Below are 23310 nucleotides of genomic sequence, written 5' to 3' on the forward strand. Positions count from 1 at the left end.
GCACCACCATGCTCAGGTATCTGCCGTTCCTGCTGGTCCTGGCGGTGTGGATCTATGCCTTCATCGATGTCCTGAACACCCCGGAGAAGGAAGTCAGGCACTTCCCCAAGGTGGTGTGGGTCATCCTCGTGCTGCTCTTCGGCGAGGTCCTCCTCGGCCCGATCGCCTGGTTCGTCACGGGCAAGAAGCGCCGGGCACCCGGCGCGGGCGGCGCCGGAAGGGGCCGCACCCAGTGGGTGGCGCCCGACGACAACCCGGAGTTCCTGAAGTCCCTCAGGGACGAGAACCCCAGCAAGAACCCCGACAAGAACGACGACGGCGACGACGGCGACGACGGCGACGACGAGAAGAAGAAGCGGGACAAGGGCAGCGAGAGCTGATGGAGCTCCGGCTGCTCGCGACCTTCGAGAAGGTCGCCACCGTCCTCAGCTTCACCCGCGCCGCCGCCGAGCTGAAGTACGCCCAGTCCAGCGTCACCAGCCAGATCCGCGCCCTGGAGACCTCCCTCGGCACCGAACTCTTCGACCGGCTCGGCAGCCGGATCCGGCTGACCGAGGCGGGCGAGCGGCTGCTGCCCTACGCCCGGCAGATCATCGAACTCGCCGACGAGGCACGGGCCGCGGTCGTCGGCGCCGACGAACCGTCCGGCACCATCGCGGTCGGCACCATGGAGTCGCTGACCTCCTACCGCCTTCCGCCGCTCCTCGAACTCTTCCACCACCGCTACCCCGGCGTGCGGCTCTCGCTGCGTACGACCATCGGTGATGCCACGAAGGAGGCGCTGCGGCAGGGCACCTACGACGTGGGCTTCCTCATGGAGCCCGAGCGCGTCCACCCGGGCCTGGAGAGCGAGGTGCTCGCCGAGGAGCCGCTGACCCTGGTCGCCGCGCCCGCGCACCCGCTGGCCGCCCGCTCCGCGGTGACCACGGCCGAGCTGACCGAGGTGTCGCTGCTCGCGACCGAGCCGGGCTGCGCGTACCGCGACCTGTTCGAGCGGGAGCTCGGATGCTGGGGTTCGCACGGGGTCTCCTTCATGGAGTTCGGCACGATCGAGGCGACCAAGCAAGGTGTGGCGGGCGGGCTCGGGGTGGCGCTGCTGCCCGCCGCCGCGGTGGCGCGGGAGCTGGCGGACGGCACGTTGGTGCGGCTGCCGTGGGACCCGCCGTTCACACTGTGGACGCAGCTCGCGTGGCGGTCGGGGAAGCGGCTTCCTTCCCACGTACGGCTGTTCGTGGAGCAGGCCGTGCGGCTCGTGCGGGAGCAAGCGTCACCCTGAGGCTCGCCAGGACGATCAGCGGTACGCCGAGCGCCTGGACCAGGCCGATGTGGTGGCCGTAGACCGCCCAGTCGGCGACCATCGCGACGGCCGGGTAGGTGAAGGCGAGCACCGCGATCTTGGCGGTGGGCAGCTTCGCGTACGCCGCGTACATCAGGACGTACATCAAGCCGGTGTGGATCACACCGAGCCCCGCGAGCCAGGCCCATCCGGTGCCGGTGCCGCTCATCGCGCCGAAGTCGGTGAAGGGGAGCAACAGCGGGATGCCGACGAGGACTTGGACCAGGGCGATGAGGTGGGGGCGTACGCCGGTGATGCGCTTGGTCACCAGGGTGGAGAGGGCGTAGAGGACGGCCGCGAGCAGCGCGAGGCCGATGCCCGCGAGCGAGCCCGCGTCACCGGGGCGCACCCCCGAGACCAGGAGCAGACCGGCGAACGCGGTGGCCAGCCAGCCCAGTTGGGCGCGGGTCAGGCGTTCACGCAGGACGAGGGCGCTGAGCAGCACGAGGAAGAACGGCTGCGTGTGGTAGACGACGGTGGCCAGGGAGATCGAGGTGGCCTCGTACGCCTTGAAGAGGAACACCCAGTTGAAGACGATGAACACCCCGCCGAGCGCGGCGAGTCCGAGCTTCTTGAGGGTGAGTCCGTGGTCGCGGAAGTAGCCGCGGGCGAAGGCGTACGACCCCAGGGCGAGGGCGCCGAACAGGACGCGGAAGAACACGACGTTGAAGGCGCTCGCGCCGGACTCGACGACGAAGATCCCGAGGGTGCCGGAGAGCATCATGGCGGCGGTGAGCTGGGCTGTGCCCCGGTTCTCCAGGGCGTTCCTTGTGGTCATGGCAGGAACGTACGAGCGGACGTATGTGCTGGTCCACGGGCCAGTGGGGCGTCCTGCCGATGGACCGATCGGCGCTGTCGATAAGGCCTGACAGGGGGTTCGTGTGGGCACCATGTCAGGCATGAGCAGCGCATCCCGCATCCCCACGGTCGACCTGCGGCCCTGGCTTTCCGGCGATCCCGAGGCCCGCGCGCGGACGGCGCGGACCGTCGACGGGGCCCTGCGCACCGCCGGGTTCCTCCTGGTGACCGGGCACGGGGTCGATCCGGCTCTGCGCTCGGCGATCAGGGAGTCGGCCCGTGGGTTCTTCCGTCTGCCCGACGACGCGAAGCGGGCGTACGCGGTGAAGGTGGGCGGGCGCGGGTGGCTCGGGCCCGGGGCGGAGGCCAACAGCTACGCGGAGGGTACGGCCGCGCCGCCCGACCTGAAGGAGTCGCTGTCCTTCGCCGCGGACGAGCCGACGGGTGACGCGGTGGTGGACGCGGAGTGGTTCGCGCCGAACACGTGGCCGTCGGAGACGCCTGGGCTGCGGGCCCTGGTGGAGACCTATCTGGCGCAGATGCGGTCACTCTCCGGCTTTCTCCTCGAACTCCTCGGTGTCGCGCTCGGCGAGGAGGAGGACTTCTTCACCCGCCATACGGGGCACCCCACGTGGGGCTTCAACATCAACTGGTACCCGGGCACCGAGGTCGTCGGACCGCCGGAGCCGGGGCAGTTCCGCATCGGTCCGCACACCGACTTCGGCACGGTCACGGTCCTCGACCGGCAGGCGGGCCGGGGCGGGTTGCAGGTGTTCACGGAGGAGGGCGGCTGGGAGGACGCGCCGTTCGACCCGGACGCGTTCACGGTCAACATCGGGGATCTGATGGCGCGTTGGACCGGCGGACGGTGGCGGTCGGGGCGCCACCGGGTACTGCCGCCACCCGCCGAGCTGCCCGCCGAGGAGCTGATGTCGCTCGTCTACTTCTACGAGTGCGACCCGGGGACGGACGTCCGTGGGGTCGACTCGCACGTGTACTTGCGGGGGCAGCTGGACGCGATCACGGTGCCGGGGGCCGCGGAGTAGGGGCGGGTCGGCGCCGGTGCGGGTCAGTCGTCGCGCAGGACCAGTGCCAGGAGGCCCGGGAAGCGGGTCTCGAACTCCGTGCGGCGCAGGCGGTTGACGCGGCGAGGCCCCTCGTCGCGCTGTTCGACCAGACCCGCGGCGCGCAACGCGGTGAAGTGGTGGCTCAGGGCGGCCTTGCCGACGGAGACGTCGAAGCTGCCGCAGGACCTCGTCCAGTCGTCGGACGAGGCCAACTCCCTTACCAGGTACAGGCGTACGGGATCGGCGAGCGTGGCGAGCGCCGTCTGCACGGAGACCTCGTCGGGGTGCGTGTGCACCGGCGCCGCGCGGTGACTGACCATGCTCCGTGCCTCCGTCTTGCCGAGTGTTCGATGAAAACCATACACTCCCGAGTGTTCGCTTTTCGTTGAACAGTCGATGGGTGAGGTGGCACAGCCATGCGCGCAGTGCGGTTCGAGCAGACCGGTGGACCCGAGGTCCTCCACGTCGTGGACACGGCCGTCCCCGACCCTGGCCCCGGCCAGGTCACCGTCGACGTCGCCTACGCGGGCGTCAATTTCGCCGACCTCAAGGCCCGCGCCGAGGGGTACCGCGTGCCCGCGCTGCCGTACGTACCGGGCCTTGAGGTCTCCGGCCGCGTCCGCGCGCTCGGCGCGGGCGTCGAGGGGCTCGCCCCCGGCCAGGAGGTCGCCGCGCTCACCGCGGGCGGCGCCTACGCGGACGTCGCCGTCGCGAGCGCCGACACCGTGTTCGCACTCCCCGAAGGCGTCGACCTGCGCACCGCGGCCACCCTCCCCACCGTGCTGCCGACCGCCCACGCCCTGGTCCACGAGGTGGGCCGCCTCCAGGCGGGCGAGACCGTGCTCGTGCAGGGCGCCGCGGGCGGCGTCGGCACCGTCGTCGGCCAGTTGGCGAAGGCGGCGGGCGCCAGGGTGTTCGGCGTCGTGTCGAGCGCGGCCAAGGCCGAGTACGCCCTCAAGTACGGCTACGACGAGGTCTTCGTGGGCGACGCCTTCGCCGACGACGCCCGCCGCGCCACCGGCGGCCGAGGCGTCGACCTCGTGCTCGACCCGGTCGGCGGCGACGCGTTCCGCGCCGGACTCGCCGCGCTCGCCGTCTTCGGCCGCCTGGTCTCCTTCGGCAACGCGAGCGCCGCCGAGCCGTGGCGGGTGGGCCAGCCCGAGCTCTACCCCGGGGCCACCACGGTCTCCGGGTTCTCGATCCTGACGCTGGCGCAGGCCGCCCCCCGGGAGCTGCGCGCGCTCGCCGAGCGCGCCTTCCGTACGGTCGCCGACGGCACGGTCGCCCTGCCGGTCACCGCCGAGTTCCCGCTCACGGAGGCCGCCGAGGCGCACCGCCTGATGGGCGGCCGTACGACGACGGGCAAGCTGCTGCTTCGGGTCAGCTCTTAGCGCTCTCGTACGCGTCCCGCAGCTCCTGCCAGCGGTCCGTGCTCCATGCCGACCAGTCCTTGGGGCGGCCGTCGAGCACGTCCGCGAGAAGCTCGAAGTGGTCGTGCCACCCGGCCAGACAGTCCAGGCGCAGAGCGTCGTCCCCGTCGAACTCGTTGGTGAACCGCACCGTGGTCGCCGCCCCGCCCACCGGCTCCAAGTGGAAGCGGCACCGGCCGTGCAGGTCGATCGTGTACTCGGCGACGACGTCGGGGTCCCAGGCCGTGACGAGCCCGGAGTGCACCGCCGCGTCCCCGCCGTTGAGCCAGCGCAGCGTCACCGCTCCGCCGAGCCGCGGCTCGAACACGTCGGCGGCGGCCAGCCACCCCGGCAGCCCGCCGGGAGTGGCCACCGCCGCCCAGACCTTCCCCACCGGGTGGGGAAGGCGTAGCGCGAAGTGGAGGTGCTGCGTGGGGCCCTCGGTCCGGCTCGTGCCCTGTCCGATCGTCGCGGTCATGGCACAAGCCTCGCCCGGTACGCCCCGTTCCGCACGCGTTGCGCGCGGTTCGGGGGAGGCGGCCCCGGGGTAAGACGGGTCAGACTCCGGCGTACGAGTGCTTGCCGGTGACGAAGATGTTCACGCCGTAGTAGTTGAACAGCCAGCAGCCGAAGGCGATCAGCGCCAGGTAGGCGGCCTTGCGGCCCTTCCATCCGGCGGTCGCGCGGGCGTGCAGGTAGCAGGCGAAGGCGACCCAGGTGATGAAGGACCAGACCTCCTTGGGGTCCCAGCCCCAGTAGCGGCCCCAGGCGTCGCCCGCCCAGATCGCGCCCGCGATGATCGTGAACGTCCACAGCGGGAAGACGGCGGCGTTCACGCGGTAGGAGAACTTGTCGAGGGAGGCCGCCGAGGGCAGCCGCTCCATGACGGAGGTGGCGAACTTGCCGGGCTGCTCGCCGCGCATCAGCTTCGACTCGTAGCTGTCCCGGAAGAGGTAGAGCAGCGTCGCGACGAAGCCGACGTAGAAGACCGCGCCGCAGAAGATCGCGGTGGAGACGTGGATCCACAGCCAGTACGAGTGCAGGGCGGGGACCAGCTGGTCGCTGGAGGTGTACAGGACGGTGACGGCGAGACCGAGGTCGAGCAGGACCGTGGTGACCAGCGGGAGGCCGAGCCAGGCGATGTTCTTCTTCAGCGCGAGCAGCACCAGGTACACGGCCACCGCGACCGTGGAGAAGGTGATGCTGAACTCGTACATGTTGCCCCACGGCGCCCGCTGCACCGACAGGGCGCGGGTGAGGACGCCGCCGAACTCCAGGAGGAAGGCGAGCACGGTGAGCGAGACGGCGATGCGGCCGTAGAGGTCGCCCTTCTCGTCGCCCGCCGCGGCGCCTGGCCCGTCCGGCACGTCACGGGATCCGCTGACGGACCGGGTGACGACCTGCGGCCGCTCAAGCGTCGCGGTGCCGCCCTTGGCCTGGACGGCGACGGCGGGCGCGGCGGCGGCCGTCTTGCTCGGGGTGAGCGCGGCGGCGGTGCGGGCGACCTTGCTGCGGCTGCCGAAGAGCCACTCCGCCATGTGCGCGAAGAAGGCCAGGAGGTAGACGGCCATCGCGGAGTAGATCAGCACATTGCTGATGTGCGCGAGGTTCTCGTTGGGTTCGGCGGCCAGGGTGGTGGCGAGATTCACTTCTCAGCCCCTTCGGCAGGAACAACATCGGGGTCGGAGTCGGAGGCCGAAGAGGCTTCCGGGTCGGTGTCCTTGGCGGACTCGGGCGCGGACTCGGGCGCGGTCGGCGCCTTCTCGTGCAGCAGGGCGGCGAGGTCGGACAGTTCCTCGGGCACCTTGGCGGACTCGCTGCGGCCGAGGCCCGCCATCTCCACCACGGTCACGCCGTCGGCGCCCCGCACCGCTCGCACCCATACGCGGCGGCGCTGGATGAACAGGGATCCCGCGAGGCCCGCGATGGCGGCGATCGCGGCGCCGAGCGCCCAGCCGGAACCGGGCTGCTGCGAGATCTGGAAGGTCGCCCACTCCTTCATGCCCTTCTCGAAGGTGATCGAGCCCGCGCCGTTCGGCAGCTTCATGGTCTCGCCGGGCAGCAGCCGCTTCTTGAACAGCTCGCCCTTGGAGTCCTTGAACTTGGTCATCTTCCGGGTGTCCAGCTGGTACACGTTCTGCGGGACGCCGGAGTCGACGCCCAGGCTGCCGTGGTACGCGGAGAGCGCGAGCACCGGGAAGTCGGGGGCCGGGAACTGGGAGAACATCTGGCCCTTGCCCTCGCCCGCGAAGGTCGGGACGAAGAAGGCGTTGAAGCCGAGCTGTTCCTTCTTGCCGCTCTTGTTCTTGTAGCCGTCCAGGACCTTGACGGCGCCGGTCGCGGTGCCGTTCTGGTCGATGGGGAGCAGCGGCACGGAGGCCGTGTAGACGACCTTGCCCTTGGGGTCGCGGACCGTGACGGTGGGGGCGTAGCCGTGGCCGATGAGGTAGACCTTCGAGCCGTCGACCTCGAGGGGCTTGTTGACCTCGATGGCCTTCTTCTTCTCAGGACCGTGGGCGCCCTCGCTGTAGGTGACGTTGGCCCGGTAGGTGCGGGGCGTGCCGCGGTTGGGTCCTGACTTCTGGTACGTGCCCTCGAAGTCGTCGAGCTTGAAGCTGAAGGGCGCCAGTTCACCGGAGTCGAAGAGGCTGCCGGACTTGAAGTCGTCGTACTGCGAGAGCGTGTTGGCGAAGCCGTCGCCCTCCATGACCAGCTTGCCGCCCTCGGACTTGAAGAGCTGTCCGGCGGCGAAGGCGATCAGCATCACGATCAGCGCGACGTGGAAGAGCAGGTTGCCCGTCTCGCGCAGATAGCCCTTCTCGGCGGCGACCGAGGCGCCCGCGCCGGACCCCGCGTCCGTGCCCGCGGTGTGCGCGCGGAAGCGTCGCTCCTTGAGGAGCGCGAGCGCGGTGGCGTGCACCTGCTCGGGCTCGGCCTCGGTGCGCCACGTCGTGTACGCGGGAAGGCGCGTCAGCTTCTTGGGGGCGCCCGGCGGACGGCCGCGCAGCTGGCCGACGAACTGCCAGGTGCGGGGCACGATGCAGCCGATGAGGGAGACGAACAGCAGGATGTAGATCGCCGAGAACCACACCGAGCTGTAGACGTCGAACAGCTGCAGCTTGTCGTAGAGGGGACCGAGCGTGGTGTGCCGGTCCATGAAGTCCTGGACCTTGAGCTCGTCGACGTTGGTCTGCGGGATCAGCGAGCCGGGGATCGCGCCGAGCGAGAGCAGCAGGAGCAGGATCAGCGCGACCCGCATCGAGGTGAGCTGCCGCCAGAACCAGCGCAGCCAGCCGATGACACCGAGCGCGGGGAGGTTGGGCGCGTCCTCCTTGGGGGCGGTGGACAGCTGTGCGCCCGCCGCGCCGAGGTCGTTCTGCTCGCCCTGCTCGTTCTGTTCTTCGGGGGCTTCGGTCTTGCTCATGGATCAGATCCCCACCGTGTAGCCGTTTGACCAGACCTGCATCTGCTGGATCATGCTGTCCCACACTCCGGTGACGAGCAGCAGGCCGGTCGCGATCATCATGATGCCGCCGACGCGCATCACCCACGCGTAGTGCCGCTTGATCCACCCGAAGGCGCCGAGCGCCTTGCGGAAGGCCACGGCGGCGAGGATGAACGGGATGCCGAGGCCCAGGGAGTAGGCGACCCCCAGGATGGCACCGCGCTGCGGGTTGGCCCCGTCGGCGGCCAGCGCGAGGACGGAGGCGAGCGTCGGCCCGATGCACGGCGTCCAGCCGACGGCGAAGAGGGCGCCCACTATCGGGGCGCCCGCGAGCCCGATGGCGGGCCGCTTGTGGAAGCGGAACTCGCGCTGGGTGAGCCAGGGCATGAGCCCCATGAAGAAGATCCCGAGGACGATCATCACCACGCCGAGCACGGTGTTGATGGTGTCCTGGTGTTCCTTCAGCGTGCGCCCGATGGCCCCGAAGAAGACGGTCGCGGAGACGAAGACCACGGTGAACCCGGCCACGAAGAGACCGGCCCCCGCGGCCATCCTGCCGCGCTTGGCCTCCGCCAGGTCCTGGCCGCCGACCCCGGTGACGTACGACAGGTAGCCGGGCACGAGCGGCAGGACGCACGGCGAGAAGAAGGAGACGAGCCCGCCGAGCACGGCGACCGGCACGGCCAGGAGCAGCGCTCCGCTCATGACGGTCTGGTTCGGGCCCGTGATGGCCGCGAGGGTGGACATCACTTCTCCGCGAGCACGGGGTCGATCATCTTGCGCAGCTTCTCTTCGTTCAGTGGCTGCTGCGAGCGGGCCGCGATCTTGCCGTCCCGGTCGACGACGAGCGTCGAGGGGATGAAGTTCGGGTTCATCGAGCCCTGCGGGAAGCGAAGGAGCAGCTTGCCCGTCGAGTCGTGCAGGCTCGGGTAGGTGATCTTGTGCGCCTTCTCGAACTCGATCGCCGGGCCGCGCTCGGGGTCGCGGGTGTTGATGCCGACGAACTCGACGCCCTTGGCCTTGGTGTCGGCGGCGACCTTCACGAAGTTCGGCGCCTCGGCCCGGCACGGCGCGCACCAGGATCCCCATACGTTGATGACGAGGATCTTGCCCTTGTACGCCTTGGAGAGGTTGAGGTGCTTGCCCTCGAGAGTCTCGCCGTCGAGTTCGGGCAGCGGCTTGCGGTCCGCCTTCTTGGCGGTGGCGATGCCGTCGGATCCGGCCACGAAGTTGGTGTTGCCCGAGCCGCCCGACGTGCCCCCCGAGCCACAGGCCGTAAGGACCAGGGCACCGACCGCGGCCCCTGCGGCGAACAGGGCCAGACGCCCGCGGCGGCCGCCGGGGCGACGGCTACGGCTGCGGTTCGCGGTCTTGGGGACGCGGCAGGCGGCACTCATGTGAAAAGTTTCGCATGCCCGTTTCGGGGATCTTCCGCACCCCCCGGGGTTGCGGAAGATCCCATTTCAGGCGGCCTTGCCGAGGCCCTTCCAGCCACCTGCGGGAGCCTGGCCGACATCGAGGCCCTGGAGGTCGCGAAGGACCTTGGGGTCCTGCACGTCCAGCCAGTCCACGAACTGCTTGAAGGAGACCAGGCGTACGTCCTTCTTGCCCGCGATGTGCTTCAGGGCGGCCTCCACGGCATCCATGTAGATGCCGCCGTTCCACTCCTCGAAGTGGTTGCCGATGAAGAACGGCGCGCGGTTGGACTCGTACGCCCGCTTGAATCCGGCGATGTAGGCCTCGGTGGCCTGCTTGCGCCAGCCCGGGTAGTTGGCCGGCGGTGCCTTCGTGGAGTTCTGCGACTGGTTGGCGAGGATGTTGTAGTCCATCGAGAGGACCTCGAAGGAGTGCCCGGGGAAGGGCACGGCCTGCAGCGGCAGGTCCCAGACGCCCATCTTCTTCTCGGGCCAGCGCTGACGGCCGCCGGGCGAGGAGGCGTCATAGCGCCAGCCGAGCTTCTTCGCGGTCGGCAGCAGGTTGTTCTGGCCGAGCAGACAGGGGGTGCGGCCGCCGACGAGTTCCTTGTCGTAGTCGAAGGGCAGCGACGGCAGATCGGTCCAGCCGGTGTTCGTACGCCACTTCTTCACAAAGGACTTGGCCTGGTCGATCTCGTCCTGCCACTGCGCGGACGTCCAGTTGGCGACGGATCCCGTTCCCGCGCAGAAGTGCCCGTTGAAGTGCGTGCCGATTTCATGGCCTTCGAGCCAGGCCTGCCGGACGTACTTCAGCGTCTCCTTGACGTGACCGTCGGTGAGATAGCCGATGTCGGAGGCGCCGACCGCGTTGTTCGGCGGCCGGTACATGCGCTTCTTCGATTCGGGCAGGAGATAAAGCCCGGAGAGGAAGAACGTCATGCGTGCGTCGTGTTCCTCGGCGAGCTTCAAAAAGCGCGGGAACAGACCGTTGCCGACCTCGCCCGCACCGTCCCAGGAGAAGATCACGAACTGTGGGGGCGTCTCGCCCGGCTGCAGCGGCACGGGCTTGCCGGGCTGCTTGGGCTGCTTTCCGGTATAGGCGGTCGAGCCGTCACCGATCGGCTTCGCGCGGTGCTTTTCCGCACCCGGCTGCCCGTCCTTGCCCTTTCCCGAACCGCCGGAGTTGCTTCCGCTTCCGCAGCCCGCAAGTCCGAGCGCGGCCACCGCACCGGCGCCGAGCCCCATCATTCCCCTGCGGCTGATGTCGCGCATTCCATCCCCATTCGTCGCGCCCTGGGTCCGTGCCTGCTGTATCTGCCATGCAAGACGGACAACCACTTAGAGGGCGCGACGAACACGGGGGTTCCGACAAGTCGCACATATTTATGGGGCTTTTGCCGAGAAGGGACCTACAGTCGCCACGCGATTACTCGACGTCGATCAATGACGGAATATCAGGCGCCGAACGCCTTGGCCTTCCCCTTCACCGGCTTGGCACCCGCGAGGAGATGCGCGGGAACGAGATCCCGCGCGGGCTCCGTGTATCCCACCGAAACGATCTTGTCGCCGCGGTAGGTGAACGTCGTCAGCGAAGCGAGCGTGCACTGCCGCTTGCGCGGGTCGTGCCACAGGCGCCGCTTCTCCACGAAGCTCCGCACGATCCAGATCGGCAACTGGTGGCTGACACACACCGCTTCGTGCCCGCGCGCCGCGTCCTTCGCCGCGTCCAGGGCGCCCATCATCCGCACGACCTGCTCGATGTACGGCTCGCCCCAGGAGGGCTTGAAGGGATTGACGAGGTGCTTCCAGTTGTCCGGGTTCTTCAGCGCGCCGTCGCCGACCCCGAAGGTCTTGCCCTCGAAGACGTTGCCCGCCTCGATGAGCCGCCCGTCCGTCGCCAGGTCGATGCCGTGCACCTTGGCGATCGGCGTGGCCGTCTCCTGGGCGCGGTCGAGCGGCGAGGCCACCACGTGCGTGATGTCGCGCTGGGCGAGGTGCTCGGCGACCCGGTCGGCCATCCGCCTGCCCAGCTCGGACAGGTGGTAGTCGGGCAGGCGCCCGTAGAGGATGCCCTCGGGGTTGTGCACCTCGCCGTGGCGCATCAGGTGGACGACGGTCAGCTCGTCGCCCGCTGCCGTGCCGCTCATGCGGTGACCTCCGTAGCTTCCGCGGCAGCGCGCGCGGCACCCGGCAGGGCGGCGGCGATCCGCTCGATCGCCCGCTCGTCGAGGGCGGTGGACACGAACCAGGACTCGAAGGACGAGGGCGGCAGATAGACGCCCTGCGCCAGCATCGAGTGGAAGAAGGCGGTGAAGCGGAACGACTCCTGCGCCTTCGCGTCGTCGTAGTTGCGCACTTCACTGTCGGTGAAGAAGACGGAGAACATGTTGGAGGCGTTCTGCACGCGGTGCGCGACGCCCTCCTTGGCCAGCGCCTCGGTCACCAGGGAGCGGATCCGCTCCGACACCGCGTCGACCTTGTCGTACGCCGCGTCGTCGAGGAGCCGCAGCTGGGCGAGGCCCGCGGCCGTCGCGACCGGGTTCCCGGAGAGCGTGCCCGCCTGGTAGACCGGGCCCGCGGGGGCCAGGTGCGCCATGACGTCGGCGCGGCCGCCGAAGGCCGCGGCGGGGAAGCCGCCGCCCATGACCTTGCCGAAGGTCAGCAGGTCGGGCGTGACGTCGTCGACGCCGAACCAGCCGGCCTTCGACGTACGGAAGCCGGTCATCACCTCGTCGGAGATGTAGAGCGCGCCGTTCTCCCCGCAGAGGTCGGCGAGCCCCTGGTTGAAGCCCTCGCGCGGCGGTACGACGCCCATGTTGCCCGGCGACGCCTCGGTGATCACACACGCGATCTGACCGGCGTTCGCGGCGAACGCGGCGCGCACGGCGTCCAGGTCGTTGTACGGCACGACGATGGTGTCGCCCGCCTGGGCGCCGGTCACGCCGGGCGTGTCGGGAAGGCCGAGGGTGGCCACGCCCGAACCGGCGGCGGCGAGGAGGGCGTCGACGTGGCCGTGGTAGCACCCGGCGAACTTGACGACCTTGGCGCGGCCGGTGAAACCGCGCGCCAGGCGGATGGCCGACATGGTCGCCTCGGTGCCGCTGGAGACCAGCCGCACCTGCTCGACGGGGGCGACGCGGGCCACGATCTCCTCGGCGAGGGCGACCTCGCCCTCGCCGGGCGTACCGAAGGAGGTGCCGCGCGCGACGGCCTCCTGCACGGCGGCGGTCACCTCGGGGTGCGCGTGGCCGAGGATCATCGGACCCCACGAACACACGAGGTCGACGTACTCGCGGCCGTCGGCATCCGTCAGGTACGGACCGGTACCGGACACCATGAAACGGGGCGTACCACCCACAGCGCGGAACGCGCGCACGGGAGAGTTCACACCGCCGGGCGTCACGGCCGCCGCACGGTCGAAAAGAGTCTGCGAAACTGGGGCGCTATACGGGAAGCTCACACGAGCCATGGTGTCAGAGGGTTCGGAGATCCTGCGGACAGGTGTTTCACCCCACGTTTTAGCGGGTGACCGTGGGGGAGGTCACTGACACGATGATCGGGTTGCGTGGCGGGGGCCGCGGGGCCTAGAAAAGACAGGGCCGTGCCGCCCTGGCAAAGCAGTCGGGTGGAGATATGCATCGCGGTGGCGGACTGGGCGAGGGGACCGACGGCCTGGGCCCCCGGCGTGCCCGGGGTGGCAAGCACCGGCGCGATGCGGAACCGGCGCAGACGCCCGAACAGGCACGCAGCGGTTCCGGCAGGATCGAGCGGAACGGGGCGAGCAGCAGGAGTGGCGGGGTGGGGGTGACCTACAAGTACTTCGGCGCCCCGGACGGCGCGACCGCCGCCCGCGTGCCCATCTCCATGCGCCCCGAGGAACTCGGCGGCGACGAGCTCGGCATGGGCGGCATGTTCACGAAGATCAAGCCGGAGACGATGGCCGCGATGGTCCTCACCGGCATCGAGGGCATACCCCTGCACAGGGTCCCCCCGCTGGAACTGGTCGTCCTGCACCCCGACTACGCCGTGGTGAAGCTCCCCATGACCGTCGTCGACCCCCTGCGCGGCATCGGCGAGGAGTCGGTGGGCGCGGCGGCGTTCATCTGGTCCACGGTGCCCGACCGGGGCGGGCCGCGGGATGCGTTCAACGTCTACCAACTCCTGCACGAGTGGCAGGACTTCTCGCATCGCCTGCATGACGCGGGACACCAGGCGTACTGCCTGGTCTGGCCCTGAGGACCGGACCACCGCGCCGCTACTCCCCCCGCAACGCGGCCAGTTGCTCCTCGAAGGGCACGACGGTCCCGAACCCGCCCGAGGCGCCCTTGCGCGCCGGGCGGGCAGAGGCTGTGGGGCTTGCTGTGGGGGTTGCTGCAGGGCTTGCGATCCGGGCCAGTTCGGCGCCCGCCCGTTCGATCCGCTCCGCGAGCCCCTGTGCTCCCCAGTCCTCCGAGGCCGCGTACACCCCGGTGGGTACGACGACGGCGCGCAGGTAGGCGAAGAGCGGGCGCAGCGCGTGGTCCAGGACCAGGGAGTGCCGGGCCGTGCCACCGGTGGCCGCGATCAGGACCGGTGTCCCCGCGAGCGCGTCCTTGTCGAATCCGCTCACGGCGTCGAAGAAGGACTTGAAGAGCCCGCTGTTCTCGACGGCGAGGTTGATGCCCTGGCGGATGTCCTTGCCGAACCACGGATAGACCGGGCCCGTGTTGCCGCGCCCCATCATCAGGTCCACCCGCCCGTCCGCGAGGTGCTGGAGCATCGCGAAGTCCTCGGCGATCTTCACCGGGTCGTTGGTGGTGATGAGGGTGGTGGAGGTGGAGAGCACGAGCCGCTCGGTGCGGGCGGCGATGTAGCCGAGCATCGTGGTCGGGGACGAGGGCACGAGGGGCGGGTTGTGGTGCTCGCCGGTCGCGAAGACGTCGAGTCCCACCTCCTCGGCCTTGAGCGCGATGGCGACCATCGCCTTGATCCATCCCCAAGCTCTTAAAGAGCAGGGGAGACCCCATTGCGCTCGGTCGGGGTGCGGCCGGTGGTCGGGTCGGCGGTCACGTCGCCGACGCTGAAGATCCCGAACTACATGGCTGGCTCACTCTCCGAAGGTTGTTGACTGTTCAACTATACCTGTCGGAACGGAGCGCGCCACTCCCGTATTCCCTGGCCATTCCCTGTCTACGGGCCCTCGGACATTCCCTGTCTACGGGCCTCGGACGTGCCCCGCCTACTGGCCCGCGACCCTCCAGTACGGGTCACGCCCCGTGGCGGCCAACAGCCGCTCGACGCCGGAAGCCCCCTCCCGCACAGCCACCGGCTCCCCGAAGACGCCCATCTTCCGCGCCATCGGCGCCATCCCCTCGACGGCCTCCGCCAGCCGCAGGACCACCCGCTCGTCCACGGCCACCGGCTCCTGCCCCGTGGCCCGGGCCAGGTCCCAGGCGTGCACGGTCAGGTCGAGCAGCACCATGCGGCCGACGGTCCCGGCGGGCATGTCCATCGCCCCTGTCGTGCCCTCGTCCGCGCCCGGCTCGCCCCAGGCGGCGACGAGCCGCTCGGTCTCGGCGGCGAACCGCTCACGCCAGCCGCCCTCCCCCACGTAATCGGGCGTGGCCGAGAAGTCGGAATCGCGCTTGGCCGCCAGCTCCTGGAACTGCACGACCACATGGAGGAGGTGATTGACCAGAGCGCGTACGTCGTACTCCGCACAGGGCGTGGGGTCGCCGAGGCGGCCGCCGGGAATCGCCCGTACGACGGGAACGGCCCTCGCGGCGGCGAGAGCGAGCAGCTCACTGACCTTGTCTGTGGTGTCCATATCTGAACGCTACGAAGGCGCGCCCCTCCCCGGCTTGAAGAAACGCGACACCGCGCGCGGCGCACCCGACGGGGCGGCGGGGCCATTCGGCCATTCCGGCCTACGATCCCGTCATGCGCACGCCCGGGACCCCACGCCGCGACACCCGCGGCATCGTGGACGCCGCCGGACTGTTCGCCCGGGTACGTTTCCGCCGACACGCCCCCGCCGAGGCGCTGCGCCCCTACCTGGAGCACTACTGGCTCATCGACTGGGACCTCACCGAGCCCTACGCCTCCCACGTCGTCCCGCACCCGTCCGTGAACGTCGTCTTCCAGTCCTCCGAGCCCCACCCCATCGCCGAGGTGGCGGGCATCCAACCGGGCCTCTTCACCAAGAAGCTGGCCGGGCGGGGACGAGTCTGCGGGGTGCAGTTCCGGCCGGGCGGCTTCCGCCCCTTCGCACCGCACCTGGAGGTGGCCTCGCTGACGGGCCACCGGTTGCCACTGCCCGACGTCTTCCCCCACCTCCCCGCCCCTCCCCGCGCCACGGCGCGGCGGATCCTCACCCCCGACGACGAGCACGCGCGCGTGGCGGCGCTCGACGCGTTCCTGACGGCGCTCGGCCCCGCCCCCGACCCGCGGGCGGACCTCGCGATGAGCCTCGTCGACCACGTCCGCGAGGACCGCTCGGTACGCCGCGTGTCCGCGCTCGCGCGCACGGAGGGTCTGTCGGTCCGGTCGCTGCAACGGCTCTTCTCCGCGTACGTAGGGGTCGGGCCGAAGTGGATCATCCTGCGCTACCGGATCCACGAGGCCCTGGAACAGGCCGAGTCGACGCCCCACGCCACCATCGACTGGCCGGACCTCGCCGCCTCACTCGGCTACGCCGACCAGGCCCACCTCGTACGGGACTTCACGGCGACGGTGGGGGTGCCGCCGACGGCGTACGCGGCGCACTGAACTCTCCCCCTCGCACGGGCCCGTTGTCAGACCCTGCCCCTACCGTGCCCCCATGGACTCCTCACAGCAGCCCGCCGTAGAGCTCAAGCCCTGGTCGGACGAGGGCGGCCTCGACCTGCTCCTCGCGCTCAACACCCCCGAGCTGACCGAGCACTTGGGCGGCCCCGAGACCCCCGAGAAGGTGGTCGACCGGCACCGGCGCTACCTCCGCCTCGACGGCCGGGGCCAGATGTTCCGCATCACCCTGGACGGCGAGGTCGCGGGCTCCATCGGCTACTGGGAGACGACCTGGCAGGGCGAGGAGGTCTGGGAGACGGGCTGGGGCGTCCTGCCCGCGTTCCAGGGCAGGGGCCTGGCGGCGAAGGCGGCTCGCCTCGTCGTCCCCGAGGCGAGGGCGGCGGGGCGCCACGCCTTCCTCCACGCGTTTCCCGCGACGGGGCACGGGGCGTCGAACGCGGTGTGCCGTAGGGCGGGCTTCACGTTGGTCGGCGAGGCGACGATCGAGTACCCGAAGGGGAACTGGCACGCCTGCAACGACTGGCGCCTCGCCCTCGGTGCCGATCTCTCCCTGTAGGGCCGACTACCCCGCCGCTTCGCGGCGGATGCGTTCCCACCCGCCCACCCGTATCTCCGCGCCGGACCGCTCCCGTAGGAGCACCGCCCCCACCCTCAGAAGTAGTAGACGTCCCCGGTATCAAGCGCCAGCACCGCATGCCTGTTGTTCCGGGGGTTGTGGTCCACTGCCCCGCCGTCCCACGCCGTATCGATCCGCACCCCGACCTCCCCCGGCGCCCCCGCGACCCGCACCACGACCTCTACGGGCGAGCCCGCGCTCCCCGCGTCCAGCGCGCCCGTACGGCACAGCACCGCACTGACCCCCGCCCGCAGACACCCCTCGGGCAACCGCTCCACCCCCACCAGGGGCGTCGACCAGCGCAGTCGGACGGTGGCGCCCGCGAGGTCCGAGGGGCCGTGGTTCTGCGGCGTGAACCGGACGCGTACCGAGCCTTCGCGCAGGGACACCTCGCCGTGGAAGGCGAGATCGGCCTCAGGACCGACCATCCCCAGAGCAGCTCCGGCACTCAGCCCCAGACCCAGACCCAAGACACCCCACACAGCAAGCGACCTCCACCCACCTACCGGGAACTTTGCCCCGATACATGCCACGCCACCGGCGCCGGATATCCCCATGCCACCCTGTTGACCATGCTCACCACCCGCTCCATGGCCCTCTTCCTCCTCGCCGCGCTCTTCGAGATCGGCGGGGCCTGGCTCGTCTGGCAGGGCGTACGAGAGCACCGCGGCTGGGCCTGGATCGGGGCGGGCGTCATCGCACTCGGCATCTACGGATTCGTGGCCACGCTCCAGCCGGACGCCGAGTTCGGCCGCATCCTCGCCGCGTACGGCGGCGTCTTCGTCGCCGGATCGCTCGCCTGGGGCATGGTCGCGGACGGCTACCGGCCCGACCGCTGGGACGTCGTCGGGGCGCTGGTCTGCCTCGCGGGCGTCGCCGTGATCATGTACGCCCCACGAGACAGCTGAAATCGCACGCTTATCCTGGCGGATGGACCGACCCCGCCTGCCCGAGGAGCGCACCATGACCGCCGTCGCCGCCACCCGCATCGCGATCGTCACCGGCGCGAGCAGCGGAATCGGTGCCGCCACCGCGCGCGGCCTGGCCGCCGCCGGATACCGCGTGGTCCTCACCGCGCGCCGCAAGGACCGCATCGAGGCCCTCGCCGCCGAACTCACCGACGCCGGACACGACGCGCTGGCGTACGCGCTCGACGTGACGGACCGCGAGGCCGTCGACACCTTCGCGACGGCCTTCAAGAAGATCGCCGTCCTGGTGAACAACGCGGGCGGCGCGCTCGGCGCGGACTCCATCGCCACCGGCGATCCGGCGGACTGGCGCCAGATGTACGAGACGAACGTCATCGGCACCCTGAACGTCACCCAGGCCCTGCTGCCCGCGCTCACCGCGAGCGGCGACGGCACGGTGGTGGTCCTCTCCTCGACCGCAGGGCACGGCACGTACGAGGGAGGCGGCGGCTACGTGGCGGCGAAGCACGCCGAGCACGTCCTCGCCGAGACCCTCCGCCTGGAGATCGTCGGCACGCCGGTGCGCGTCATCGAGATCGCGCCCGGCATGGTCAAGACGGACGGCTTCGCGCTGAACCGCTTCGGCGGCGACGCCGACAAGGCCGCCAAGGTCTACGCGGGCGTCGCCGAGCCGCTCACCGCCGACGACGTGGCGGACACGATCACCTGGGCGGTCACGCGCCCGCCGCACGTCAACATCGACCTCTTGGTGGTCCGCCCCCGCGCCCAGGCGTCCAACACCAAGGTCCACCGGGAACTGTGACGATGCCCCTCCCCGGCGACGACCCCGGCACCCCCGCCTACTCCGCCGACGCCCCCGACCCCCTCCACCGCCTCACCCACGAACACGAGTCCCGCCGCCTCGCGGAGGAGAAGAAGAACGAGCGGATGGTGTGGTGGTACCTCGCGTACTTCCTCTTCGGCATCCACATCGTCGCGTTCGTGATGATCTACGCGGTCAAGCACGCGAAGTGACGTACGCCCCCGGCCCGTTACCGGACAGGGGGCGCCGCCTCACCCCTTGACGCAGATGACCTGCTTCAGCTTCGCCACGACCTCCACGAGGTCGAGCTGCTGGTCGATGACCTGCTCGATCGGCTTGTAGGCCGCCGGGATCTCGTCCACGACGCCCGAGTCCTTGCGGCACTCGACGCCCCGCGTCTGGTCCTCCAGGTCCTTCGTCGAGAAGCGGCGCTTCGCGGCGCCACGGCTCATGCGCCGACCCGCGCCGTGCGAGGCCGAGTTGAAGGACGCTTCGTTGCCGAGGCCCTTCACGATGTACGAACCGGTGCCCATCGAACCCGGGATGATCCCGAAGTCACCGCTGCCCGCGCGGATCGCGCCCTTCCGGGTGACCAGGAGGTCCATCCCGTCGTAGCGCTCCTCGCTGACGTAGTTGTGATGGCAGGAGATCACCGGGTCGAAGGTCACCTTCGCCTTCTTGAACTCCTTGCGGACCACGTCCTGGAAGAGTCCCATCATGATCGCGCGGTTGTTCTTCGCGTACTCCTGCGCCCAGAACAGGTCGTTCCGGTACGCCGCCATCTGCGGGGTGTCCGCGACGAAGACCGCCAGGTCCCGGTCGACCAGGCCCTGGTTGTGCGGGAGCCCCTGGGCCACACCGATGTGGTGGTCGGCCAGTTCCTTGCCGATGTTGCGGGAGCCGGAGTGCAGCATCAGCCAGACCGAACCTGACTCATCAAGACAGAACTCGATGAAGTGGTTTCCGGATCCGAGCGTTCCCATCTGCTTCACGGCCCGACTCTGACGGAATTTGACCGCTTCGGCGACGCCGTCGAACCGCCCCCAAAAGTCCTCCCACCCCGCCGTAGCCATCCCATGAAAGCCCCCCGGCCCCACGGGCTCCTCATGCATCCCGCGCCCCACCGGAATCGCCGCCTCGATCTTCGAGCGCAGCCTCGACAGGTCACCCGGAAGGTCATTCGCGGTCAGCGACGTCTTGACGGCGCTCATCCCGCAGCCGATGTCCACCCCAACTGCCGCCGGACACACCGCGCCTCGCATCGCGATGACCGAACCGACCGTCGCGCCCTTGCCGAAGTGGACGTCCGGCATGACGGCCAGACCCTTGATCCACGGCAGTGTCGCGACGTTCTGGAGCTGGCGCATCGCCGCTTCCTCGACCGACGTCGGGTCGGTCCACATGCGGATCGGCACCTTCGCGCCGGGAACCTCTACGTACGACATATCGTCCTCATTACCCCGTAATCAACTACAAGCCTTGAAGCGCAAATACCGGAGCCAAGGTCAACGAAAGGGGTAACGGACCGGCATCCACGGCAGCGCGTGCGATAGACATTGTGTCCACCGGTCGTCCACCAGCGGCAACCGAATATCCAGGCGAAGCCAGGCGAGAGGAGCCATCACGGTGCAGCGGAAGGCCAAGGCCTGTGTACCCGGTGTGGCCGCGCTCCTCGCGGCGCTGCTCGCCGGCTGCAGCGGTGGCGACGGGCTCGGCGACGGTGCGGACGACTCGAAGCCCGGCGACACCGGCAGTTCCAGTGCCCCCGCGCAGCCCGGCAAGTACCGCACGCTCCCCGAGCCCTGCGGCGAGGTCGACAGCGGCACGCTCGACTCGATGCTGCCCGGCATCAAGGAGATGGCGCAGGAGGAGCAGCGCGAGAAGGCGTACGAGGGCAAGCCCACGGTGACGTACGACACCGACCGGCGAGTGGGCTGCAACTGGAAGGTCGAGTCGGCGGGTGCCTCGCACCACCTCCTCGTCGACTTCGAGCGCGTCGTGTCGTACGACGGGGCCGTCAGCGACGACGAGCGCGCGGCCGCCCTCTACGCGCGAAAGCTCGAGGAGGCCGGTCTCCCCGAGCCCTCCTCCACCACCGAGTCCGAGGAGTCCACGGGCCAGCCCACCGACGATCCCTCCGCCGGCTCCGAGGCGGGCGACAAGCCCCAGGGGTCCAACGCCGACGACCCCGTCCCCTCCGACAAGTCCAGCAAGGACGGCAAGGGGAGCAAGGACGAGAAGGGCAAAAAGGGGAAAGCGGGCGCTGATGGCGGCGTCGGCGGTGTGAGCGACGGCACCTCCCAGCCCACCGACCCGCCCCCCGGCCTCGAACCCCGCACCCTCGACGACCTCGGCGACGAGGCCTTCATCGACGACACCCTCACCACCGCCACCTCGGCCACCCGGCACCGCACCGTGACTGTGGTGTTCCGCACGTCGAACGTCATCGTGACCATCGAGTACGACGAGCAGCCGGGGCGCCGCACGGACGTCCCCGACAGCAAGGAAATGCAGGACAAGACGCGGGAACTGGCCGACAGCCTCTCGGGGAAGTTCGACGAGTAGCGGTCGCGAAGAGCGGGGGCGGCGAGGGGCCCGGGTCCGGTGAAGCGGAGCCGCCCGCCGTCCCGTACGCGTACCGTGGCCCCTCGGACCCGACGACGTCACGAGACGAACTGGACGTCACGAGACGAACTGAGTGAAGGAACCATGCACCGACCTGCACAGCGACAGCGACAGCTCCGCAGCCGCCTTCTCGTCTGCGCGGCCGCCGTACCGGTGATCCTCGTCGCCTCCGGCTGCTCCTCCGACTCCGACTCCGGCTCCGACGGGGCCAAGAAGGACTCGGGCTCGAAGGCGTCGGCCTCGGCCAAGGCCGACGGCGGCGGCGACAAGGCCGCCGAGGTGGAGAAGGCCGTGTTCGGCAAGCTCCCCGAGCCCTGCGACGTCCTGTCGAAGAAGACGCTCGGCGAGCTCGTCCCGAAGGCGAAGGACAAGTCGGGCAAGGCGGGCACGTCGAGCGACACCGCCACCCGTGGCAGCTGCTCGTGGGACAGCCTCGACAACAACGGCGTGGACGGCTCGCAGTTCCGCTGGCTGCGCGTCTCGACGCTGCGCTTCGACTCGGACGCCTCGCTCGGCACCGGCGCCAAGCGCGCCCAGGACAACTTCGCCAAGCAGGTCGCGGACGCCCAGGGGACCAAGGACGCCAAGGGCCTCAAGGCCGAGCCCGTGCAGGGCGTCGGCGACCAGGCGACCCTGGTGAAGTACGACCTGAAGAAGGACAAGGACACCTTCAAGCAGCAGACGTTCGTGACGCGCGTGGAGAACGCGGTCATCACCGTCGACTACAACGGCGCGGGCCTGGCGGGCGACAAGGCCCCCGACGCGGGCGAGCTCGGCAAGGCCGCGCAGAAGGCCGCGAAGGAGACCGTCGACGCGGTCGTCGCCGCCAACAAGGGCGGCGGCAAGCCCGCGGGTTCGGGCGACAAGTCGAAGGACGAGAAGCCGAAGGACGACGGCAAGAAGGACGACGCTCCCAAGAGCGACGACAAGAAGAGCGACGCCAAGGCGTCGGACAGCTCGAAGTCGGACGACGACAAGAGCAAGGCGAGCCACAAGTCCTAGGACCGGCAAGCCCGTTGATGTCGCAGTGGCCCGGCCCGGATGGGCCGGGCCACTTGCGTTCCCGCTTCCCGCTGCCCGCTGCCCGCCGGGCTACGCCGAGCGCCCCGCCACCGACTCCCAGAGCCGCACCGTCGCCTCGTCCAGCTGGTCGAACCGCTGGGTGATCCGCTTCAGCACCGCGGGCGACGACGTCGCTTCGTAGCGCAGCGCGAGTACGCCCATGGCCTCCCAGTGCCGCACGGTGTCGTCGTGCAGGGCGAGGGTGCGCTCCGACGCCCCCGCTGCGTGCAGCGAGCGGGCGAGCAGTTTCAGGCTGGGCACCGCGTAGAGGACCGACGCGTGGTGGAAGAGCCTGCGGGCGCCGTGTGTGGCGCGCTCCGCGGGGCCCGCGAAGCACTCCTCGCACAGGGCCTGATAGCGGCGGATCGCCTCGCGGAAGCGGGGCTCGGCGAAGAAGCGCTCGGCCTGGCGGGTGAGGACGCCGCCGAGGTCCCTGTCGTCCGAGGATCCCGCGCCCGTGGCCAGGTCGTCCGAGACCGCGTAGAAGAAGCCCATCGCGTCGTGGGCCTCGCTCCTGATCCGGTCCGACGCGGCGCCGACGAGGTCGTCGAGGGTGACGAGGGCCCGGCAGCTGAACGGCTTGAGGTCGACGACGAGGGAGTCGTGGACCTCGACGTGGCCGTGGTCCTCGGCGATCCCGTCGACGACCACCGCGTGCAGGTAGGGCGCGTTGTCGCGGTACACGTCGGCGTAGTTGAGGTGGGCCGTGTTGACCCACACGATGACCGCCCGGTGCCGCTTCAGGAGCGCGGCGAGCTGGGTGCCGGGCGCCTGGAAGTCGATGGGCTCCTTGTGCACCGTGAAGGCGGAGCGCGTCATGCCGAGCGCCCCGGCCTCCTCCACCGGGAAGATGTACTCGGGGTAGCCCGACTCGTCCAGGCCCGCCTGGAAGAGGTAGCCGTCGCCGCGTTCGAAGACGGCCTGTTCCTCGACGGGGCGGCCCGCGATGCCCGCGAGGATCGAGTAGCTGCCGGTGAGGCAGTTGACGGCGGTGTCGTCGTGGCGCTCGACGATGTGGCTGTCCCTGATGTGGCTGTCCAT

General features: G+C 70.1%; 27 protein-coding genes and 1 pseudogene. 12 read left to right on the forward strand and 16 right to left on the reverse strand.

Translation table 11 applies throughout. The features are described 5' to 3' along the window. The first annotated feature begins 8 nt into the window (after nucleotides 1-8). Nucleotides 9-380, forward strand: a complete 372-nt coding sequence (locus CP970_RS18325; protein WP_055549598.1) for a PLDc N-terminal domain-containing protein — start codon at nucleotides 9-11, stop codon at nucleotides 378-380. Next, complete coding sequence (locus CP970_RS18330) at nucleotides 380-1276, forward strand: LysR family transcriptional regulator (protein ID WP_055549600.1); 897 nt, start codon at nucleotides 380-382, stop codon at nucleotides 1274-1276. Before CP970_RS18325 ends, CP970_RS18330 begins: the two co-directional genes overlap by 1 nt. Here CP970_RS18330 and CP970_RS18335 read toward each other — a convergent pair. Continuing rightward, on the reverse strand, nucleotides 1167-2114 hold the full coding sequence (locus CP970_RS18335) for a DMT family transporter (RefSeq protein ID WP_079043652.1): 948 nt from the start codon (nucleotides 2112-2114) through the stop codon (nucleotides 1167-1169). The two genes, CP970_RS18330 and CP970_RS18335, sit on opposite strands and share 110 nt — an antisense overlap. Before the next feature lie 121 nt (nucleotides 2115-2235). Here CP970_RS18335 and CP970_RS18340 point away from each other — a divergent pair, with 121 nt between their 5' ends. After that, the gene (locus tag CP970_RS18340; protein WP_055549606.1) at nucleotides 2236-3180 is read left to right on the forward strand and encodes an isopenicillin N synthase family dioxygenase; all 945 of its coding nucleotides are present in this window, start codon (nucleotides 2236-2238) and stop codon (nucleotides 3178-3180) included. A gap of 23 nt (nucleotides 3181-3203) precedes the next feature. Here CP970_RS18340 and CP970_RS18345 read toward each other — a convergent pair whose 3' ends face one another. After that, nucleotides 3204-3521, reverse strand: a complete 318-nt coding sequence (locus CP970_RS18345; RefSeq protein WP_055549608.1) for an ArsR/SmtB family transcription factor — start codon at nucleotides 3519-3521, stop codon at nucleotides 3204-3206. A 96-nt stretch (nucleotides 3522-3617) separates the two neighbouring features. Between CP970_RS18345 and CP970_RS18350 the strand changes: the two genes are divergently transcribed. Continuing rightward, the gene (locus CP970_RS18350; RefSeq protein ID WP_055549610.1) at nucleotides 3618-4592 is read left to right on the forward strand and encodes a quinone oxidoreductase family protein; all 975 of its coding nucleotides are present in this window, start codon (nucleotides 3618-3620) and stop codon (nucleotides 4590-4592) included. Here CP970_RS18350 and CP970_RS18355 read toward each other — a convergent pair. From CP970_RS18355 to hemL, 8 genes are all read right to left on the reverse strand, one after another. Beyond that, nucleotides 4582-5088, reverse strand: a complete 507-nt coding sequence (locus CP970_RS18355) for an SRPBCC domain-containing protein (protein WP_055549612.1) — start codon at nucleotides 5086-5088, stop codon at nucleotides 4582-4584. The genes CP970_RS18350 and CP970_RS18355 overlap by 11 nt on opposite strands. 79 nt (nucleotides 5089-5167) lie before the next feature. Beyond that, nucleotides 5168-6259, reverse strand: a complete 1092-nt coding sequence (ccsB, locus tag CP970_RS18360) for a c-type cytochrome biogenesis protein CcsB (protein WP_055549614.1) — start codon at nucleotides 6257-6259, stop codon at nucleotides 5168-5170. Next, on the reverse strand, nucleotides 6256-8034 hold the full coding sequence (gene resB, locus CP970_RS18365; protein WP_055549616.1) for a cytochrome c biogenesis protein ResB: 1779 nt from the start codon (nucleotides 8032-8034) through the stop codon (nucleotides 6256-6258). The genes ccsB and resB overlap by 4 nt, the downstream gene beginning before the upstream one ends. 3 nt (nucleotides 8035-8037) lie before the next feature. Continuing rightward, nucleotides 8038-8802: a cytochrome c biogenesis CcdA family protein gene (locus CP970_RS18370; protein WP_055549618.1), complete on the reverse strand. Its 765-nt coding sequence runs from the start codon at nucleotides 8800-8802 to the stop codon at nucleotides 8038-8040. After that, on the reverse strand, nucleotides 8802-9452 hold the full coding sequence (locus CP970_RS18375) for a TlpA family protein disulfide reductase (RefSeq protein ID WP_055549620.1): 651 nt from the start codon (nucleotides 9450-9452) through the stop codon (nucleotides 8802-8804). Before CP970_RS18375 ends, CP970_RS18370 begins: the two co-directional genes overlap by 1 nt. 66 nt (nucleotides 9453-9518) lie before the next feature. Further along, a complete protein-coding gene (locus CP970_RS18380; RefSeq protein WP_055549622.1) occupies nucleotides 9519-10742 on the reverse strand; it encodes a polysaccharide deacetylase family protein in 1224 nt (407 codons plus the stop codon). Nucleotides 10743-10924: 182 nt separating this feature from the next. Next, nucleotides 10925-11617 carry a histidine phosphatase family protein gene (locus CP970_RS18385; protein ID WP_055549624.1) on the reverse strand — a complete coding sequence of 231 codons (693 nt, stop codon included), beginning with the start codon at nucleotides 11615-11617 and terminating at the stop codon, nucleotides 10925-10927. Continuing rightward, nucleotides 11614-12939, reverse strand: a complete 1326-nt coding sequence (hemL, locus tag CP970_RS18390) for a glutamate-1-semialdehyde 2,1-aminomutase (protein ID WP_079043653.1) — start codon at nucleotides 12937-12939, stop codon at nucleotides 11614-11616. Before hemL ends, CP970_RS18385 begins: the two co-directional genes overlap by 4 nt. A 164-nt stretch (nucleotides 12940-13103) precedes the next feature. Between hemL and CP970_RS18395 the strand changes: the two genes are divergently transcribed. Continuing rightward, nucleotides 13104-13706 carry a hypothetical protein gene (locus tag CP970_RS18395; protein ID WP_079043654.1) on the forward strand — a complete coding sequence of 201 codons (603 nt, stop codon included), beginning with the start codon at nucleotides 13104-13106 and terminating at the stop codon, nucleotides 13704-13706. A gap of 19 nt (nucleotides 13707-13725) precedes the next feature. On the opposite strand, the gene CP970_RS45970 is transcribed toward CP970_RS18395, so the two are convergent. From CP970_RS45970 to CP970_RS18405, 3 genes and pseudogenes are all read right to left on the reverse strand, one after another. After that, nucleotides 13726-14079 (reverse strand): NAD(P)H-dependent oxidoreductase, encoded by a 354-nt coding sequence (locus tag CP970_RS45970; RefSeq protein WP_398656951.1) that lies wholly within the window; start codon nucleotides 14077-14079, stop codon nucleotides 13726-13728. A 21-nt stretch (nucleotides 14080-14100) separates the two neighbouring features. Further along, nucleotides 14101-14537 (reverse strand): annotated as a pseudogene (locus tag CP970_RS45975) (LLM class flavin-dependent oxidoreductase); the annotation flags it as partial. Nucleotides 14538-14688: 151 nt separating this feature from the next. Then, nucleotides 14689-15276, reverse strand: a complete 588-nt coding sequence (locus tag CP970_RS18405) for a TIGR03086 family metal-binding protein (RefSeq protein WP_055549630.1) — start codon at nucleotides 15274-15276, stop codon at nucleotides 14689-14691. A gap of 113 nt (nucleotides 15277-15389) precedes the next feature. On the opposite strand from CP970_RS18405, the gene CP970_RS18410 reads away from it, so the two are divergent. After that, nucleotides 15390-16217, forward strand: coding sequence for a helix-turn-helix domain-containing protein (locus CP970_RS18410; protein WP_150493549.1), 828 nt, complete (start codon nucleotides 15390-15392; stop codon nucleotides 16215-16217). 52 nt (nucleotides 16218-16269) lie between these two features. Further along, nucleotides 16270-16791: a GNAT family N-acetyltransferase gene (locus tag CP970_RS18415; protein ID WP_150493551.1), complete on the forward strand. Its 522-nt coding sequence runs from the start codon at nucleotides 16270-16272 to the stop codon at nucleotides 16789-16791. Between the two features lie 95 nt (nucleotides 16792-16886). Here CP970_RS18415 and CP970_RS18420 read toward each other — a convergent pair whose 3' ends face one another. Continuing rightward, the gene (locus CP970_RS18420; protein WP_224058505.1) at nucleotides 16887-17279 is read right to left on the reverse strand and encodes a hypothetical protein; all 393 of its coding nucleotides are present in this window, start codon (nucleotides 17277-17279) and stop codon (nucleotides 16887-16889) included. Nucleotides 17280-17423: 144 nt separating this feature from the next. On the opposite strand from CP970_RS18420, the gene CP970_RS18425 reads away from it, so the two are divergent. From CP970_RS18425 to CP970_RS18435, 3 genes are read left to right on the forward strand one after another with little or no spacing between them, the layout of a single operon-like run. Next, nucleotides 17424-17759, forward strand: a complete 336-nt coding sequence (locus CP970_RS18425; RefSeq protein ID WP_055557193.1) for a YnfA family protein — start codon at nucleotides 17424-17426, stop codon at nucleotides 17757-17759. Between the two features lie 55 nt (nucleotides 17760-17814). Then, nucleotides 17815-18582, forward strand: coding sequence for an SDR family NAD(P)-dependent oxidoreductase (locus CP970_RS18430; protein ID WP_150493553.1), 768 nt, complete (start codon nucleotides 17815-17817; stop codon nucleotides 18580-18582). A gap of 2 nt (nucleotides 18583-18584) precedes the next feature. Next, entirely contained in the window at nucleotides 18585-18794 is a 210-nt protein-coding gene (locus CP970_RS18435; protein WP_150494814.1) for a hypothetical protein, read from the forward strand. 39 nt (nucleotides 18795-18833) lie between these two features. Here CP970_RS18435 and CP970_RS18440 read toward each other — a convergent pair whose 3' ends face one another. Continuing rightward, on the reverse strand, nucleotides 18834-20027 hold the full coding sequence (locus CP970_RS18440) for an RtcB family protein (RefSeq protein WP_150493555.1): 1194 nt from the start codon (nucleotides 20025-20027) through the stop codon (nucleotides 18834-18836). 181 nt (nucleotides 20028-20208) lie between these two features. Between CP970_RS18440 and CP970_RS18445 the strand changes: the two genes are divergently transcribed. Continuing rightward, nucleotides 20209-21147: a DUF3558 domain-containing protein gene (locus CP970_RS18445; protein ID WP_150493557.1), complete on the forward strand. Its 939-nt coding sequence runs from the start codon at nucleotides 20209-20211 to the stop codon at nucleotides 21145-21147. A gap of 144 nt (nucleotides 21148-21291) precedes the next feature. Beyond that, nucleotides 21292-22209 carry a DUF3558 domain-containing protein gene (locus CP970_RS18450; protein ID WP_055553633.1) on the forward strand — a complete coding sequence of 306 codons (918 nt, stop codon included), beginning with the start codon at nucleotides 21292-21294 and terminating at the stop codon, nucleotides 22207-22209. A gap of 90 nt (nucleotides 22210-22299) precedes the next feature. On the opposite strand, the gene CP970_RS18455 is transcribed toward CP970_RS18450, so the two are convergent. Then, nucleotides 22300-23310: a hypothetical protein gene (locus CP970_RS18455; protein WP_055553635.1), complete on the reverse strand. Its 1011-nt coding sequence runs from the start codon at nucleotides 23308-23310 to the stop codon at nucleotides 22300-22302.

Source organism: Streptomyces kanamyceticus, assembly GCF_008704495.1.
GTDB lineage: Bacteria > Actinomycetota > Actinomycetes > Streptomycetales > Streptomycetaceae > Streptomyces > Streptomyces kanamyceticus.